Annotated in this window: 16 protein-coding genes; 10 read left to right on the top strand and 6 right to left on the bottom strand. The window is 70.2% G+C overall.

Annotated elements, in window-relative coordinates; all coding sequences use genetic code 11:
- Nucleotides 1–18: 18 nt before the first annotated feature.
- Together trpS and dnaJ are read left to right on the top strand one after the other, a co-directional pair.
- Complete coding sequence (trpS, locus tag DAERI_RS06615) at nucleotides 19–1,047, top strand: tryptophan--tRNA ligase (RefSeq protein ID WP_103128624.1); 1,029 nt, start codon at nucleotides 19–21, stop codon at nucleotides 1,045–1,047.
- 77 nt (nucleotides 1,048–1,124) lie between these two features.
- Nucleotides 1,125–2,249: a molecular chaperone DnaJ gene (gene dnaJ, locus DAERI_RS06610; protein ID WP_103128623.1), complete on the top strand. Its 1,125-nt coding sequence runs from the start codon at nucleotides 1,125–1,127 to the stop codon at nucleotides 2,247–2,249.
- Between the two features lie 67 nt (nucleotides 2,250–2,316).
- On the opposite strand, the gene DAERI_RS06605 is transcribed toward dnaJ, so the two are convergent.
- On the bottom strand, nucleotides 2,317–2,805 hold the full coding sequence (locus DAERI_RS06605) for an SMI1/KNR4 family protein (protein WP_133161973.1): 489 nt from the start codon (nucleotides 2,803–2,805) through the stop codon (nucleotides 2,317–2,319).
- Between the two features lie 31 nt (nucleotides 2,806–2,836).
- Entirely contained in the window at nucleotides 2,837–3,280 is a 444-nt protein-coding gene (locus DAERI_RS06600; RefSeq protein ID WP_103128621.1) for a DMT family transporter, read from the bottom strand.
- Between the two features lie 151 nt (nucleotides 3,281–3,431).
- Here DAERI_RS06600 and DAERI_RS06595 point away from each other — a divergent pair, with 151 nt between their 5' ends.
- Nucleotides 3,432–4,430, top strand: a complete 999-nt coding sequence (locus DAERI_RS06595) for a ribose-phosphate diphosphokinase (RefSeq protein WP_103128620.1) — start codon at nucleotides 3,432–3,434, stop codon at nucleotides 4,428–4,430.
- 57 nt (nucleotides 4,431–4,487) lie between these two features.
- Here DAERI_RS06595 and DAERI_RS06590 read toward each other — a convergent pair whose 3' ends face one another.
- Both DAERI_RS06590 and DAERI_RS06585 read right to left on the bottom strand, forming a co-directional pair.
- Nucleotides 4,488–5,981, bottom strand: coding sequence for a serine hydrolase (locus DAERI_RS06590; RefSeq protein ID WP_103128619.1), 1,494 nt, complete (start codon nucleotides 5,979–5,981; stop codon nucleotides 4,488–4,490).
- 52 nt (nucleotides 5,982–6,033) lie between these two features.
- On the bottom strand, nucleotides 6,034–7,509 hold the full coding sequence (locus DAERI_RS06585) for a hypothetical protein (RefSeq protein WP_103128618.1): 1,476 nt from the start codon (nucleotides 7,507–7,509) through the stop codon (nucleotides 6,034–6,036).
- A gap of 177 nt (nucleotides 7,510–7,686) precedes the next feature.
- On the opposite strand from DAERI_RS06585, the gene DAERI_RS06580 reads away from it, so the two are divergent.
- The 4 genes from DAERI_RS06580 (at nucleotide 7,687) to DAERI_RS06565 (ending at nucleotide 10,725) form a co-directional block, all read left to right on the top strand.
- Nucleotides 7,687–8,535 (top strand): VOC family protein, encoded by an 849-nt coding sequence (locus DAERI_RS06580; RefSeq protein ID WP_103128617.1) that lies wholly within the window; start codon nucleotides 7,687–7,689, stop codon nucleotides 8,533–8,535.
- Between the two features lie 43 nt (nucleotides 8,536–8,578).
- The gene (locus tag DAERI_RS06575) at nucleotides 8,579–9,427 is read left to right on the top strand and encodes an FG-GAP repeat domain-containing protein (protein ID WP_133161972.1); all 849 of its coding nucleotides are present in this window, start codon (nucleotides 8,579–8,581) and stop codon (nucleotides 9,425–9,427) included.
- A gap of 123 nt (nucleotides 9,428–9,550) precedes the next feature.
- Nucleotides 9,551–9,877, top strand: a complete 327-nt coding sequence (locus DAERI_RS06570; protein WP_103128615.1) for a non-heme iron oxygenase ferredoxin subunit — start codon at nucleotides 9,551–9,553, stop codon at nucleotides 9,875–9,877.
- A 2-nt stretch (nucleotides 9,878–9,879) separates the two neighbouring features.
- On the top strand, nucleotides 9,880–10,725 hold the full coding sequence (locus DAERI_RS06565) for a hypothetical protein (RefSeq protein WP_103128614.1): 846 nt from the start codon (nucleotides 9,880–9,882) through the stop codon (nucleotides 10,723–10,725).
- 3 nt (nucleotides 10,726–10,728) lie between these two features.
- Here the strand turns inward: DAERI_RS06565 and DAERI_RS22340 are convergent, their stop codons facing one another.
- Entirely contained in the window at nucleotides 10,729–10,899 is a 171-nt protein-coding gene (locus DAERI_RS22340; RefSeq protein WP_165794098.1) for a hypothetical protein, read from the bottom strand.
- 24 nt (nucleotides 10,900–10,923) lie between these two features.
- Nucleotides 10,924–12,138 carry a S8 family serine peptidase gene (locus DAERI_RS06560; RefSeq protein WP_103128613.1) on the bottom strand — a complete coding sequence of 405 codons (1,215 nt, stop codon included), beginning with the start codon at nucleotides 12,136–12,138 and terminating at the stop codon, nucleotides 10,924–10,926.
- Nucleotides 12,139–12,249: 111 nt separating this feature from the next.
- Here DAERI_RS06560 and DAERI_RS06555 point away from each other — a divergent pair, with 111 nt between their 5' ends.
- The 3 genes from DAERI_RS06555 (at nucleotide 12,250) to DAERI_RS06545 (ending at nucleotide 15,107) form a co-directional block, all read left to right on the top strand.
- Entirely contained in the window at nucleotides 12,250–13,083 is an 834-nt protein-coding gene (locus tag DAERI_RS06555) for an alpha/beta hydrolase (protein WP_103128612.1), read from the top strand.
- 54 nt (nucleotides 13,084–13,137) lie between these two features.
- Nucleotides 13,138–13,905, top strand: coding sequence for an SDR family NAD(P)-dependent oxidoreductase (locus DAERI_RS06550; protein ID WP_103128693.1), 768 nt, complete (start codon nucleotides 13,138–13,140; stop codon nucleotides 13,903–13,905).
- A 98-nt stretch (nucleotides 13,906–14,003) separates the two neighbouring features.
- On the top strand, nucleotides 14,004–15,107 hold the full coding sequence (locus DAERI_RS06545) for an App1 family protein phosphatidate phosphatase (protein WP_103128611.1): 1,104 nt from the start codon (nucleotides 14,004–14,006) through the stop codon (nucleotides 15,105–15,107).
- Nucleotides 15,108–15,161 lie beyond the last annotated feature (54 nt).

Raw genomic sequence — 15,161 nt, 5'->3', positions numbered from 1 at the left:
TTCCCTTCGGAGGACTCCATGACCAAACCCCGCATCCTGACGGGCGACCGCCCCACCGGTCCCCTCCACATCGGCCACTACGTCGGCTCGCTGCGAAACCGGGTCGCGCTCCAGCACGAGTACGAAACCTACGTCCTGCTCGCGGACGTGCAGGCGCTGACCGACAACTTCGAGCATCCCCAGAAGGTGCGGGACAACGTGCTGGAGGTGGCGCTGGATTACCTCGCCGTTGGCCTGGACCCACGGGCGGCGACGTTCGTGATCCAGTCCCAGGTCCCCGAGATTGCCGAACTCACCGTCTTCTACCTCAACCTCGTCACGGTGTCGCACCTGCGGCAGAATCCGACCGTCAAGACCGAGATCGCGCAGAAGGGCTTCGGGGAGGCGGTGCCCGCCGGATTCTTCGTGTATCCCGTGTCCCAGGCGGCGGACATCACGGCTTTCGGGGCGAACCTCGTGCCGGTCGGCGACGATCAGCTTCCGATGATCGAGCAGACGCGCGAGATCGTGCGCCGCTTCAACCACCTCTACGCGCCCGTGCTGGTCGAGCCGAAAGCGCTGGTGGGGGAGACCGCGCGCCTGCCCGGGCTGGACGGCCGCGCCAAGATGAGCAAGTCGCTGGGTAACGCCATCTTCCTCTCCGACAGCGCGGACGAGGTGGCCCGCAAGGTGCGCGGGATGTACACGGACCCCAACCACCTGCGGGTGGAGGACCCCGGCACGGTGGAGGGCAACCCGGTCTTCGCCTACCTCGACGCCTTCGACCCGGATAAGGCGGGGGTGCAGACGCTCAAGGACCACTACCGCCGGGGCGGCCTGGGCGACGTGCGGGTCAAGCGGCACCTGCTGGAGGTGCTGGAGGCGACCCTGGCCCCCATCCGCGGACGCCGGGCCGAGTTTGCGCGGGACCGGGTGGGCGTGGAGGCTATCGTCCGGGACGGCACCGAGCGGGGCCGGGAGGTTGCCGCCGGGACGATGCGGGCGGTGCGGGGGGCGATGCGGCTGGACTACTTCGCGCGGGTCCCTGATCCCATGCCCACCGCCTAGACGCGCCCACGTTTCTTGAGTCCGGTCGTGTTAACCTGGGAGACGGAGGCTGGGTGATGCCTGGCGTGCAAACACACATGGACTATTACGAACTGCTGAGTGTCTCGCGCACCGCGAGCGCCGACGAGATCAAGAGTTCCTACCGCAAGCTGGCCCTGAAGTACCACCCCGACCGCAACAAGGAGCCGGGGGCCGCCGAGCAGTTCGCCCGCATCAACGAGGCGTACGCCGTTCTCTCGGACCCCGAGAAGCGCGCCCACTACGACCGCTTCGGCAGCGCGCCGGGCGCCGGGATGCCGGGCGGTGACCCCTTCGGCGGCATGGGGGGCGTGGGCTTCGACCCCATGGACATCTTCGAGCAGCTCTTCGGCGGGTTGGGGGGGGCGCGGGGGGGCCGCCGGGGACCGGCACGCGGCGACGACATCGAGACCGAGGCGCGCGTCACCCTGCTCCAGGCGCGCGCGGGCGAGGAGATCGAGGTCGAGGTGGACCGCCTGACGACTTGCGAGCATTGCCACGGCGGCCGCACGGAGCCCGGCGGGAAGCCGCCCAGGACCTGCCCGACCTGCGGCGGCATGGGCGCCGTTCGTGCCCAGGCCCGCACGATCTTCGGCGTGGTGGAGACCCAGCAGCCCTGCCCGACCTGCCGCGGCGAGGGCCAGACCATCGAGGAGCCCTGCACGGTCTGCAAGGGGCGGGGCCGGACCCTCAAGGCCGAGCGCGTCAGCGTCAAGCTCCCGCGCGGCATCGACGAGGGTTACCGCATCCGGGTGGCGGGCCGGGGCCACGAGGGGCCGGGCGGCAACGGCGACCTGTACGTGCATATCGAGATGGAGCCCCACCCCGACCTGCGCCGCGAGCAGGAGCACCTGATCTACACGGCGAAGATCGGCTTTGCCAAGGCCACCCTGGGCGGCGAGATCACGGTCCCGACGCTCGACGGCCCGCAAGCGGTCGAGGTCAAGGCCGGGACCCAGCACGGCGAACTCCACCGCCTGCGCGGCCAGGGCCTGCCCCGCTTGCAGGGCGCCGGAGTGGGCGACCTGATCGTCGAGTACGAGATCGCGGTCCCCAAGCCCGGCCAGCTCACCCCCGAGGCGCGCGAGGCCCTGCACGCCTACGCCCGAGCCGTCGGCGACGAGGTGAACGAACACCGCGAGGGCTTCCTGGGCAAGGTGGGGAAAATCTTCCGGGGCGAGTGAGGTAGTGGGAAAGGCGGGGGCGTGGCGAGGTGGGCCGCGCCCCCGCCTTCTTACTCAAAGGCAATGCCTATGAGGTGATCGCCGTGCCCGTGATGATTTTCGCTGCCCGCCAATCGCTCGGGGCGACTTGCAACATCACGTCGTCCAAGTATTCGGCAACTTGTTCGAAAGCGGTCATCCAGGGTTCTTCCGTTTCCGCATAGGTGTACACGGGTGAAGCGTCGCCAAGGGATGCGAGGACGAAGAGCAAGCTATAGCCCTGGTGGAATAGGAATACGAACGCATCCTGGGGAAGTTGCTGAAGGTGTGGGTTCCTGGTCAGGAGCTGACGTGCCTCCAAGTTGAGGTCGAGAAGGTCACCTGCGTAATCAGAACCTTCCCAATCAGGAATCGTGCCGGACATCTTCCCAGTCAGAGAGAGAAACGTGCGATAGGTCGGGGGAATGTGCAGGCCGAGGCCAGCTTCGACGCGCCGCAGTTCTGCCTCATTCAACCCCTGTCCCACATAGCGTCGTTTGAGCTGAGCGATGCGTTGAGGATCAGGCTTGGAGGTCATGGCCCAAGCATATGAGGTTCACTTGCCTGGGCTAGAACCGCCGCACCAGCACAATTCCCACCACGACCAGCGCCAGCCCCAGCACTCGCCCCGGTGTCAGGGCGTGGTGCGGCAGCCCCAGCCAGCCGAAGTGTTCCAAGACCCCTGCCGCCAGCAGTTGCCCCAGCACAGTCAGGCTAAACAGCGTGGCAGTGCCCAGACGGGGGGCCAGTGCGGCGAGCCCCACCAGGTAGATCATTCCAAAGGCCCCGCCGATCCAGGTCCACCACGGCAGCCTCGTGCCCGCGAGCGCCGAGACGTGACCGGGCCGCACGAGCAGGACAAAGGTGGTGAGCAGCAGCAGGGTGAGGATGACGCTGATCAGGGCGGCCCAGGTGGGATGCCCGGCCGCCAGCGCGAGGCGCGAGTTGGCGGCGGTCTGGAGGGGAACTGCGGTGCCCACGAGGACCGCCAGGAGTAGGAGAAGCCAGGCCACGGGTCATGCTACCCGTTCCCGGGCTGTCCCCACGTCGGGGACGGACGCCCCCTTCAGCGCCGTGACAGTGACTCGCCGGGCCGGGTATGCTGCGGTGCGTTCGCCCCAGCGCGAGAAGATCACCGCTCCCCTTTCCCGGAGGTTCCCCACCGTGACCGTGTCCCCACGCCCCCAGTTAGAGCGGCTGGCGCAAAGCCGCCGCCAGCCCCTGCTCGTGTTCGCCGGACAGAGCAACCGGCCGCTCGCGCAGGCGATCTGCGACAACCTCGGCGTGACCCTGGGTCAGAGCAAGACCGAGAAGTTCACCAACGACAACCTGATCGTGCATTACGAGCAGTCGCTGCGTGAGGGCGACGTGTTTATCGTGCAGACCTTCTCCACGCCCGTCAGCGACGCGATCATGGAACTGCTGCTGATGATCGACGCGGCCAAGAGCGCGTCGGCGGGCCGGGTCACCGCCGTCATCCCGTACTACTCGTATGCCCGCAGTGACAAGAAGGACAGCCCGCGCATCTCCATCGCCGCGCGGCTCGTCGCCGACATCTTGCAGGAGGCGGGGGCCGACCGCATCCTGACGATGACCCTGCACTCGCCGCAGGTGCACGGCTACTTCAAGGTGCCCGTCGATCACCTCTCCGCCGACCGGGTCCTCAGCCAGCACTTCAAGTCGTGCGTGCCGAACGCGCACGAGGGCGTGGTCCTCGCCCCCGACGCGGGCAGCATCAAGCGGGCTTCGCAGATCGCCCGCCGCCTCGACTCTGGCCTCGCCATGATCGACAAGGAACGGCTCTCGGACACGGAAGTCCGGCCCCGGGCGCTCATCGGTGAGGTGGAGGGCAAGACCGTCTTCATCGTGGACGACGAGATCAGCACCGCCGGGAGCCTGGTCGAGACGGTGAACATCGCCCGCTCGATGGGCGCCAAGGACGTGTACGTGGCGGTGACCCACGGCGTCTACACCGGCCCCGCCATCGAGCGCATTGCGGCTCTGGACGTAACGCAGGTCGCCAGCACGAACACGGTGTACGTGTCGCCGGAGAAGATCGCCGCCTCCAACGGCAAGCTCGCCGTCCTTGACGTGGCGCCGCTCTTCGCCAACGCCATCGCCAACATCCACACCGGGGAGAGCGTCAGCACCCTCTTCGAGTAAGCGTGAGGTGGCAGGGGGAGGGCCGGAGATGGGTCCTCCCCTTCGTTGTTCCTGACCTCAGCGCAGCAGCCGCAGCACGCCACCGTACAGGGCGATGAACCCATCGTCGTTCAAGAGGCGGGCGTCGTTCCAGGTCGCGCTCACGCAGTACGTCTTCCCGGCCTTGTTCGTGAGCTGCGTCGTGAGGTTCAGCACCCCGCCCTCGCTGCCGCCCTTGTAGCTCACCCGGGCGAAGTCGGCGGGACTTGCCACGCCGGGGTTCAGGGTCGTCTCGGGCAGGGCCGCCACGTCCGCCATCAGGGCGCAGAGCCGCTCGGTGCTCACGAACCACTCCACGTCACGCGCCACGGGACCCTGGGCAAAGAGCGCGGCGTTCGGGAGCGGCGCCGTGGCGGCCTGCGCGAGGACCCTGCGCCGCGCCTCCCGGTCCAGGCCCGCCGAGCGGTAGGCGCGCAGCAGGTCCAGGTTGGCGGGGTTTTTCAGCGCGAAGGCTTCTCGTGTGTTCGGCATCGCGGTCTGCCCCAGCCGCGCCTCCACCCCGGGGCGGCCCACCACGCGCAGCAGCAGGTCGGTCGCGGTGTTGTCGCTGTCCCGGATCATCCGCGCGGCGAGGTCCCGCAGGGTGTAGCGGCTGCCCGCCGGGGCGTCCTGCAATGTGCCGCTGGGGAGGCTCCGGTCGGCGTCCGTCAGCGTGACCTCGTCCGTCCAATTCCGCTCGCCGCGCCCCACCTGCGCCTGCAATTCACCCAGGATCGCCAGCTTGAACGTCGAGCCCACGGCGAGGGGCCGGGACGGGTTCAGGGCGGCCAGGGTCCGGCCCGTGCCCACCTCGCGCACGAGCAGGCTGACCTGACCCGGCAGCGCGGCGAAGGCGGCCCGCGCCTCCTCCAGGGAGGTGAAGGTGACCTCCGGCGTGATGGTGAGCGCCGTGACGCGGCCCTGGGCATCCACCCGGAGCGACGTGACGTTGAGGGCGCCGCGCTCGTAGATCACCCTGGGCACGTCGCCCGTCAGGTCCACCCGGACGAAGGCGCCGAACTGAGCCCGGATCGCCGAGAACTGCTCCCGGAGCTGCGTCTCGGGCACCGCCGCCAGGAACTCGGGGGCGAAGAGGGCGGGGTCCACCGTCCCCGGCTGGAACACGCGGGTCAGGGTCTGGAGGATGGTGTCCCGTTCGGCCTGCGTGGGGGCCTGGGTGGTCCCCTGCGGCGCCGGACCCGGCACGGCCCCGAAGCCGGTGAGCCGTCCCTGGGCATCGACCGAGGCCACCGTGATCAGCAGGGTGCCGCGCTCGTACACGGCGAGCGGGCGCCCCTCCAGCGTGTCCAGCCGCACGAAGGCGCCGTACGCCTGACGGATGCCGGCGAGTTGCGCGGTGATGGTCGCCAAAGGCACCTGGGCAAGGAATTCCGGCGCGAACCACTCCGCCCGGGGCTGCCCGGCCCCCAGCAGGCGGGTGAGGGCCCCCTCCTGGGTCCGCATCTCCCCACTCTGGGCCAGGGCGGTGGACAGCAGGCCGAGGATCAGGGTGCTGAGCAGATGGGCGCGCATACCCGACCGTACCAGAGAAAAGCCCGGAGGGGAGACAGGAATGCGCGCCAGCTCAGGCCACCCGCCTTTCCACCGTCGGGAACCCCTCCCGCGTCAGGAACAGGACCCCCAGCGTGACCGCCGCCAGCAGCGTGAGGAGCAGCCCCGCGTGCCCGACGGCCAGGAACGCGAGCGGCACGAGGGCGGCGGCGACGAGGGGGAAGAGGTACGCGCGCCCCAGCACCATGACCCCGAACGCCGCGCCCAGCAGCGCCCCGAGCGGGACGGCCACGACCGGGGGCAGATAGGCGGTCAGCACCCCTCCGAAGACGAACCCGACGCCCAATCCCAGCAGCGCGCCCGCCAGCCGCAGCGGGGGCAGGGGCAGGCGCCGCCGCCCGGCCCACAGCACGGCGAGCAGCGCGGCCAGCACGAGCGCGGGTGGCTGCACCAAGCCGATCTTGGCGAGCATCTCGCGCACGCTGCCCTGGGCGAACACGACCGCCACGTTCTGCGCGGTGATCACGTCCTGAAGCTGCCAGCGCAGCGTCTGGGGACCGCCGAACGCGGTGCGCTCCGCCGACGTGGGATAGAGGCTGTACCGCTCGAACTTGGCGGGCCGGTTGGCCGTCACGGTGAGGTCGAGATTCCGCAGCGGCTCGCGCCGATCCGCCAGGCGGTAACTCCAGCCGCGCGAGCCCTGGTGCTGATAGGTGACGTTCACCCGCACGGTCTGCCCGGCACCTACCACACCCTCCCACACGCTGCCGCCCCCCAGGTCGCTCGCCCGGTAGGCCCGGCCGTTCACCGTCAGGCGAAAGCCGCTCAGGGTGCCGCTGCCGTACGGGAGGGGGAACACGAAGCGCACGGGGCTCGCCTTCTCCCGCGGGTTGGTGAAGGTGTAGTCGGCGCTGAAGGTCGCGTTGTAGTACGTGCCGCGCCCGCCCGCCGGGTTCACGAAGCGCAGGTCGGCGTAGGCGCGGGTGGTGTCCAGCCCCAGGGGTTCTTCCGATTGCAGGGTCACGTCGCGGGTGTAGACCAGATTCCGGCCCCGCCGGGTAAAGCCCTCGCGCAGGTCCTGCACGCTCTGGCCCCCCACCCCGCTGAGGTACGGCAGCAGCGTCTCCCAGCCGCCGTTCAGGTTGAGCCGGGCGTACACGTCGGCGGGCAGGACCAGCGTGCGCGTGTACGTCCGCGTCGTGAGCAGGCTGACGCGCGGGGCCGTCTGCACCGTCTCTCCGCCCGCCGGGTCCGCCGTGTTCGCGTAGCGGGCGTTGAGCTGCGCCCCCATCCGGGCGTCCACCGCGCGGCGCGTCACATGGGTGGCGAGCGCCCCCGCCCCAAGCGCGAGCGCCACCAGCCCCCAGCGCCCCAGAAACGGCAGCCGCCCCCCGGCCCAGCTCAGCCCCGCCCGGAAGCGTTCGCGGTCCAGCAGGCCGACGAGCAGGAGCGCCAGCAGCAGCGCCCCCAGCGTGACGGCCAGCGGCACCGCGAGGGCCGCCAGCCGGGAGAGGGCGTCATACAGAGCATGGAGCGCGGTCTGAACCATAGGGGCCTCCGGGGAAAGCAGGATTAAGGGGTGGTACTGCTTTGAGTATGTACCTCAAAAGAGGTGATTGCTCATCCACCTTTGGGTGGAGCGGGTTCTGAGCAGGCGCTCACGGCATAGAGATGGATAGAATTATCAATCGATTGATTTTTTAAAGTACTTGGAGCAAAATGAGGTATGACCTCCGCGCCCCCCGTCCTGCCCGCGTCCACCCACGTCGGCCCGGTCACGCTCCTCGCCCGCGACCTGCCGCGCCTGTCCGCGTTCTATGCCGGGGTGCTGGGCCTCGCACCCCTCTTTGAGGGAGAAGACCGCGTCACCCTGGGGGCGCACGGCACGCCATTGCTCCACCTGCTGTCCCGCCCAGACCTTCCCGCGCCCGCCGTCGGTCGCCCCGGCCTCTACCACACGGCCTTCCTGCTGCCGACCCGCGCCGATCTGGGGCGCTGGCTCACGCACGCGGCCTCGCTCGGCCTGCGGCTGGGGACGGGCGACCACCTCGTCAGCGAGGCGATCTACCTGAACGACCCCGAGGGCAACGGCGTCGAGGTCTACCGCGACCGCCCCCGCGGCGAGTGGACCTGGGAAAACGGCCAGGTGAGGATGGACACCCTGCCGGTGGATGTGCAGGCTGTTCTGGCGGAGGCGGGGGGCATCCCCTTTGAGGGCGCCCCCGTTGGAACCACCATCGGCCACGTTCACCTGAAAGTGGGGGGCGCCGCCGAGGCTGCCCGCTTCTACTCGGACGCGCTCGGGCTGGACGTGGTGTCGCACTTTCCGGGCGCAGCGTTCCTATCCTGGGGCGGCTACCACCACCACCTGGGGCTGAACGAGTGGCACTCGCGCGGGCAGGGGCGACCCGCGTTTCCTGCGGCAGGGCTGGGCGGCACCGAGTTCATCACGCCGGAGCTGGAGCCGCTGCGGGCGCACCTCGCCGCCCGCGACCTGTTCGTGCAGGACAGCGGTGACGCCCTCTCCTTCGATGATCCCTGGGGGAACCGGGTGACCGTCCGGGCGGGGGACTGACGCCTCTCACTTACGCATCCCCGGGTGAGCCGAGACTGGCGGTATGCCCCGCCCCGCCCTGTCCGCCCTGGCCCTGCTCGCCTGCGTCTCCCTGGGAGTATCAGCCTCTGCTCCTCTGCGGCCCGCGCTCGTGCTGCTCCCCGGCGAGACGAGGCCGATCCTGCTGGGCGCGTGGGACGGCGGGCGGTGGCTCTCTCCGGCAGCCACGGCTCCGCGCCTGGTTGCGGGCGCCCGCTACCGGGTGCAGGACTTGCCGGGCCGGGGGACCACCGCGGGCGGCACTCGGGCCTCCTCCCTCGGCGTCCCCTGCGAGGACAGCTTCGATCTGGGGTTAAAACCCCTACCGGCCAGCCCCGTTTTCCGCGTCGTCACGTCCACCACCGGGAACTCCCGCCCACGCCCGGTCACCGTCCTTCCGACCTCCAACCCGGCCTACCGGGCGCTTGTCCGCGATGAGCTGGTGCGCCGGGGGCTGAAAAACCCACAGGTCAACCTGCTCGGCCTTACCCGCGCTGACCTCGACGGCGACGGGACGGATGAGGTCATCATCGAGGCTGCCCATTACGCCGAGCGTTCGGGCCTCTACCCCCCGCCTGTCGGGCAGCCCGGCGATTACAGCCTGCTCCTCCTGCGCTCGGTGCGAAATGGGAAGGCCCACACCACGGTCCTCGGCGCGTCGCTCGCTCCCCGCACGCCCTACGATCCCGGAAGCGGCGCCCCCATGCCCCTGGCGAGCCTCTACCGCCTGGCGGGGCTGGCGGACCTGAACGGCGATGGCCGGATGGAGATTCTGACCTTCAGCTCCTACTACGAGGGCTTCGGGATCACGGGGGGCGAGTGGACGCCGCAGGGGGAAGTGCGGACCCGGCTGGAGACGGGGTGCGGGGCGTGACCTTAACAGCTTAGTGGGGCGTCGGGGGTGCCTTCTGGCTTGCGACCATGCGTGTTCTCGCTCTCGTCCCCACCGGGCAGCGCGTCACGTCCTTTTCCCTCCCAGCCCGCTAGACTCGCCCCCATGAGCGAGGCGGTCGGGGTCGAGCGGGTGCGGGTGGGGGCGGAGGCGGAACTGCCGGAGGGCAGCCAGACGGCGGTGACGGTGGGCGGCGTGAGCGTGGTCGTCATCCGCTACGAGGGCCAGTTCTACGCCCTGCGGAACAACTGCACCCACAAGGACTACCCCCTGCTGGGCGGCGAAGTGAGCCTGGGCCGCATCACCTGCGAGAAGCACGGCGCCAAGTTCGAACTGGCGACCGGCAAGGCCAAGACGCTTCCCGCCGTGAAGCCGGTCAAGATTTACCGCACCCTCGTCGAGGACGGCGAGGTGTACGTCCTGCCGCTCTGAGCGTGCGTGTCCTGAACGTCCCCGTCCCGCCTGACCTGCTCCAGACCTGGGCCGGGTGGCTGGCTCCGGCTCGGCAGCCCTTCTTCCTGACGGCGGCGGAAGCAGACAAGTTGGGCTTGAAGACGGTGCCCCGAGCAGAAGAGTTCTTTCCACCGGCGGGACGTGACACAGATACCTTCACCCTCTGGTTCGTGCTGCCAGAAGCCAGCCAAATTGCTTGGCTTACCGAGGAGGACTGGCTGGCCCTGCCCCCATCCACCCGCCGCGCCCTGCTCGGGGCGCAGGTGCGGCATGGGCGGGGAGCGGTGCCGCGCGTCCGCGACTTCGCCGACCTGCTCCCGCACCTCACGGGAGGGCGCTTCGTGTGGTGGCCGTCCCTCCTGTCACCCGCTGTCCTGGCCCGGGCTGTCGCACAGGGCCAGCGGGAGTGCCGGGGAGCGGAGGTGCCCGAGGTCGTCTGGGAGGCCGCCGCGCTCCTCCTCCCCCGGGCCCGCGAACTGGCAGGCACCTTCCCCGACGCGAGCGGCCCGAACTGCTTCGGCACGGTGATGGCTGCGGCGGGGGTAGGGGGTGCGGAGCAGGAATGGATGCAGCGCGAGCCCTTCGAGGCTTTTCTGGCTGGCCGTGCTCAGCCCGGTGGACGAGACGATCAGCCCGGAACGCTCCTGGTGTGGCGTGATGAGGCGGGGGCCGTTCAGCACGCCGCCGTCACGCTCGGCGCGGGCTGGGCGCTCCACAAGCCCTCCCAGTCATGGATGACGCCGCGGGTGGTGCTTCCCACATCCGACCTGATCCGTTACAGCCGGACTCGCGGCTGGCGGCTGCACCGTTCCCGTCTGCGGGTGTAGCCCCTACTTCCCCCTCTTCGTCAGCCGCCAGAGGGTCACGCCGTTGGAGATCAGCAGGAGGGCGCACAGGAGGGCGAAGGGAACGTTCCCCTTCTGCACGAAGCGGATGGTCAGGATGCCCCACCCGCACATCAGCGCGACCACCAGCCAGATGCGCCACGCGGGGGCGTTCACAGGTTCCTCCGGGTCTTCATGGGGCTAGCGTAGCGTTCCGGCGGGGGCGGAGGGTCCCGGGGAGGCCAGCGCCGCCCGCACCGCCGCTTCCGCATTCAGGGTGCCCCGGCCACAGAGCTTGCCCGGGTCGGGGTCGCAGCGGCCACCGGGAAAGGGCGTGGCGGTGCGGGTCAGCAGGTCGCGTACCTGCGCGGGCGTCAGCGTGAGCTTCAAGCCGAAGAGCAGGCTCGCCACGCCCGCCGCGTGGGGGGCGGCAAAGCTCGTGCCGTTCGGGGACCGCTCCCCGCCCGGGCCACTCAGGCTGCTCGCCGGAATGCCGTGGCCGGGTTCGCCCCCGGGTGCGGCCAGCGCGACGCTCGTGCCCCAGTTCGCGTAGCCCGGGCGCTGTCCGCCCTGGGTCACGCTGGTCACCGTCAGCACGTTGCGGCACCCGGCGGGCGAGTAGCCACGGGCATCCGCCCCGTCATTCGCCGCCCCCGCCACCACGAGTGCCCCGCGCGCGGTCACCGCGTCCACCGCCGCCTGAATGCGTGCGTCGCACCCCGTCAGCGGGATGAAGTCCGCGAACAGGCTGAGGTTGAGCACCTTCGCCGGATAGAGGTTGAGCGGCGTGCCCGGAACGCTCAGCCCCGCCGCCCAGCGCAGCCCGTCCGCGAGGTCCTGCGGGGCGACCATGCCGTCCGTGCCCGCCACCCGCACCTGCACCACGCGCGCCTGGGGGTTGATGCCCGCCATGCCCCGACCGTCGTGCGCCGCCCCGATCAGGTTCCCGATGACCTCCGCGTGGTAGGCGAACTCGCCCACGCCGCTCGCGTCGCGGTCGCGCCCATTCCCGTCCCCCGCCCGCGCCGGGTCGGAGACGAAGTCGTACCCGTTCACCACCCGGCCCGCCAGCTCCGGCGAGTTGACGAATCCGGTGTCCAGCACGGCGACCGTCACCCGCGCTCCCCGTCCCGTCCCCGCTAGTTGCGCCCACGCCCCCGGTGCCCGGATCGCCTGGAGGTTCCACTGTTGCGCGAAGAGGGGGTCGGAGGGCCGGTACGCAGCAGGTGTGATGGGCGAGGGCGAGAGCGGCACGAGCGGCGGCAGCGGTGCTGGTCGGGGGGGCAGGGGGGCGAGTTCGGGAAGAGGCGTTCCCGACGATGGGGGCAGCGCCGGGATGGGGATGATCTGCGGGGCGGCGAGCGCCCCCGCACCCACGAGGGCGGCGGCGAGGAGAACGGACGGCAGCACCTTCATCCCCGCAGTCTCGCGTGCCCGCCTGACGGGCGGCTGAGGAAAGAGTGGTGGGAGAGAGCCTCCTTCCGCCTCTCCACGTCCAGCAAAGGCCAGCGCGCTAGGGTACGTGGGATGGGTGCCGAAGCCTTCCCGCCCCCCGACCTGGAACTGCTGGAGGACGTGACCTTCAGCGCTCATGGTCTGCGACTCGACGTTTTGCGCTCACACCAGCGTTCCGCAGAACCGCTCCCCGCCGTCATGCACATCCACGGGGGCGCGTGGGTCATGTTCGGCAAATGGCCGGTGGCGAACGTCTTTCTCGCCCGGGCCGGGTTCGTGACCGTGTCCGTGGATTACCGGCTCGCGCCGGACGCGACGTTCCCCGCACAGATTCACGACGTGAAGACGGCGGTGAGGTGGCTGCGGGCGCATGCAGACACGCTTGGCGTTGACCCAGAGCGCATCGGTGTCTGGGGAATCAGCGCCGGGGCACATCTCGCCGCGTTGCTCGGCACGACTGCGGGGCATCCTGGCTTGGAGGGCCTGGATGGTGGCTGGGAGGACCAGTCTTCCGAGGTTCAGGTGGTCGGCAATGTCGGCGGCGTGATGGATTTCCTCGACCCGGGGATGCTGTTCGGGCCGGAGCCCTTCCCCCTGTTCGGTGCTCCGCTGGCTGGCCGACCTGACCTTGCGGTGCTGGCGAGCCCGGTCACGCATGTGGCGGGCCACTGTGCCCCCTTTATCCACCTGCATGGAAGGAATGACGAGCATGTTCCCGTGTCCCAGGCGCGGCGGATGCATGCGGCGCTGAAGGCCGGGAATGCCTGCACTGAACTCGTGGAACTGGAGGGCGACCACTTCATCAACGAGACCCATCAGGACGAGGTGGAGCGCAGGCTGCTGGCATTCTTCCGGCGCGAACTCGCCTACGCCCCGGGCGTCCCTGCCGGGTGGTCGAGTGGGTAGTGAGCCGCGCGGACTGGCAGCGCCCCGACTTCCCCACCCTTTAGCATGGGCGCCATGACCTCTCTTCCAGCCAAATCGCGCACGGTGATCCTCACGGGCGCTTCGAGCGGCATCGGTCGGGCGGCGGCCTTTGAACTTGCCTCCAGGGGGCACCGGCTGGTGCTGGCGGCCCGCCGCGAGGCCGAACTCGCCGCCCTCGCCCGCGAACTCGACCCGTCCGGCTCGCGCGTGATCGCCGTCCCGACCGATGTGACCGACGACGCCTCCCGCCGCGCGCTCGTGGACGCGGCCCGCGCGCACTTCGGCCCCATCGACGTGCTGATCAACAACGCGGGCGTTACCGTCGAGCGGGGCTGGTGGTGGGACGATCCCGATCCCCTGCGGGTGCTGCGGGTGAACCTGGAGGCGCCCATTGAACTCACGCGGCTGGTGCTGCCCGAGATGCGCTCACGCGGGGCGGGTCACATCGTCAACATCGGCTCGGTGGCGGGGCGCGCCGCGACGCACGGCATGTACTCCGCGAGCAAGTTCGGCCTGCGCGGCTTCTCGCTGGGCCTGCGCCGCGAACTTCAGGGCACTGGGGTGGAGGTCAGCTTGATCGCCCCCGGCTTCGTCCGCAGCGAGATGACCGCCTCGGCCCGCCTCCCCATGCCCGGGCCGGAGATCGTGGCCCGCGCGATGGCCGACGTGCTGGAGCATCCGCGCCGTGAGGTGATCGTGCCACGCTTCTACGCGCTGCTCGCCGCCCTGGAGCATTTGCTGCCCAGCCTCGGGGACTGGGTGACCGCCCGAATTATTCACCGCCGCTACGACCACCGGTAGGACGGGACCGGGGTGCTGCGGCCTGACCCATCTCTCAGCGTTCCCTTCAGGCGGGCGGGCTGCCTTCCCCGCTCCCGACTTCGTAGACTGGGCCGCAGATGAACGCGGCCAAGATGGGCTTCAAGGCGGTGCAACCCACGCTGGAACGGGCCTTGCGGGCGGTGGACCACGCGGTCAGCGGGTACGTGCAGCCCCGCCGCGCCCGCGGCAAGCTGATCCTGCAACCCTACGTGGGCTGGGGCACGCCCCAGTTCGTGGAATTGACCGGCCGGGTGCTGCTGCCCCGCGCGCTCGCCCCCGCGAAAAAGGGCGACCCGCGCTGGCGCAACTTCCGCAGCACCTTGCGCCGCCTGCTCTCGCGTGAGGTGGGCGGGGTCAAAGTCACCGGCACGCTGGGGAGCGTCACGGCGAGCGGCGTCAGCGACAGCGACGGCTACTTCACCCTGACGTTCGTGCCGGGGGAGGGCGGCACGCCCTTCGCGGGCGGCTGGCACGAGGCGGGCCTGACCATCGGGGGCCGCGAGGGCGTCACCCGCGCCCGCGTGCAGGTGGTCGCCGGGGCGCGCTTCGGCATCATCAGCGACCTGGACGACACCGTGCTCCAGTCGGACGTGACCAGCCTGCCCCGGATGCTCTACACCAGCCTGACCGGCAACGCCCGCACCCGTCTGCCCTTTCCCGGCGTGGGCGCGCTCTACCGGGCGATGGTCCGGGACGGCGAGCTGCGCAACCCGATCTTCTACGTCTCCAGCAGTCCCTGGAATTTCTTCGACCTGCTGTGGCAATTCCTGGACTACCGCCGCATTCCGCTGGGGCCGCTCTTTCTGCGGAACTGGGGCTTCGACCTGCTGGGCGGGCACGGCGGGTACAAGCACGGGGTCATCGAGCGTATCTTCACCCGTTTCCCCGACCTGAAGTTCGTCCTGGTCGGCGACAGCGGCGAGAAGGACCCCGAAATCTATGCCGAGGTCGTGCGCCGCCACCCCGGGCGGGTGCTCGCCGTCTACATCCGGGACGTGACGGAAGCCGGGCGCGACGAGGGCGTCCTGAAGCTCCGGGAGGAAGTCCGCCGGGCGGGCGTGGACCTCGTCCTCGCCGCCGACAGCCTGAACGCCGCCAGCCACGCGATGGCGATGGGCCTGATCACGCCGGGCGAGCTGCGGAGCGTGCTGACGAGCGTGGCGCGGGCATACGCGACGTGAGGAGGGCTGTGAGCGGTGTGCTTTGAACAACCCCCTCAGCCCCGACCCTCACCA

Source organism: Deinococcus aerius (genome assembly GCF_002897375.1).
Lineage (GTDB): Bacteria > Deinococcota > Deinococci > Deinococcales > Deinococcaceae > Deinococcus > Deinococcus aerius.
This window is presented reverse-complemented; position numbering and strand designations above follow the sequence as displayed.

Excerpts from the sequence above, each read along its gene's own strand:
- DAERI_RS06555 (WP_103128612.1), top strand. The coding sequence starts at position 12,250 with ATGGGTGCCGAAGCCTTCCCGCCCCCCGACCTGGAACTGCTGGAGGAC.
- DAERI_RS06560 (WP_103128613.1), bottom strand. The coding sequence starts at position 12,138 with ATGAAGGTGCTGCCGTCCGTTCTCCTCGCCGCCGCCCTCGTGGGTGCG.
- DAERI_RS06545 (WP_103128611.1), top strand. The coding sequence starts at position 14,004 with ATGAACGCGGCCAAGATGGGCTTCAAGGCGGTGCAACCCACGCTGGAA.
- trpS (WP_103128624.1), top strand. The coding sequence starts at position 19 with ATGACCAAACCCCGCATCCTGACGGGCGACCGCCCCACCGGTCCCCTC.
- dnaJ (WP_103128623.1), top strand. The coding sequence starts at position 1,125 with ATGGACTATTACGAACTGCTGAGTGTCTCGCGCACCGCGAGCGCCGAC.
- DAERI_RS06550 (WP_103128693.1), top strand. The coding sequence starts at position 13,138 with ATGACCTCTCTTCCAGCCAAATCGCGCACGGTGATCCTCACGGGCGCT.
- DAERI_RS06570 (WP_103128615.1), top strand. The coding sequence starts at position 9,551 with ATGAGCGAGGCGGTCGGGGTCGAGCGGGTGCGGGTGGGGGCGGAGGCG.
- DAERI_RS06585 (WP_103128618.1), bottom strand. The coding sequence starts at position 7,509 with ATGGTTCAGACCGCGCTCCATGCTCTGTATGACGCCCTCTCCCGGCTG.
- DAERI_RS06580 (WP_103128617.1), top strand. The coding sequence starts at position 7,687 with ATGACCTCCGCGCCCCCCGTCCTGCCCGCGTCCACCCACGTCGGCCCG.
- DAERI_RS06590 (WP_103128619.1), bottom strand. The coding sequence starts at position 5,981 with ATGCGCGCCCATCTGCTCAGCACCCTGATCCTCGGCCTGCTGTCCACC.
- DAERI_RS06575 (WP_133161972.1), top strand. The coding sequence starts at position 8,579 with ATGCCCCGCCCCGCCCTGTCCGCCCTGGCCCTGCTCGCCTGCGTCTCC.
- DAERI_RS06605 (WP_133161973.1), bottom strand. The coding sequence starts at position 2,805 with ATGACCTCCAAGCCTGATCCTCAACGCATCGCTCAGCTCAAACGACGC.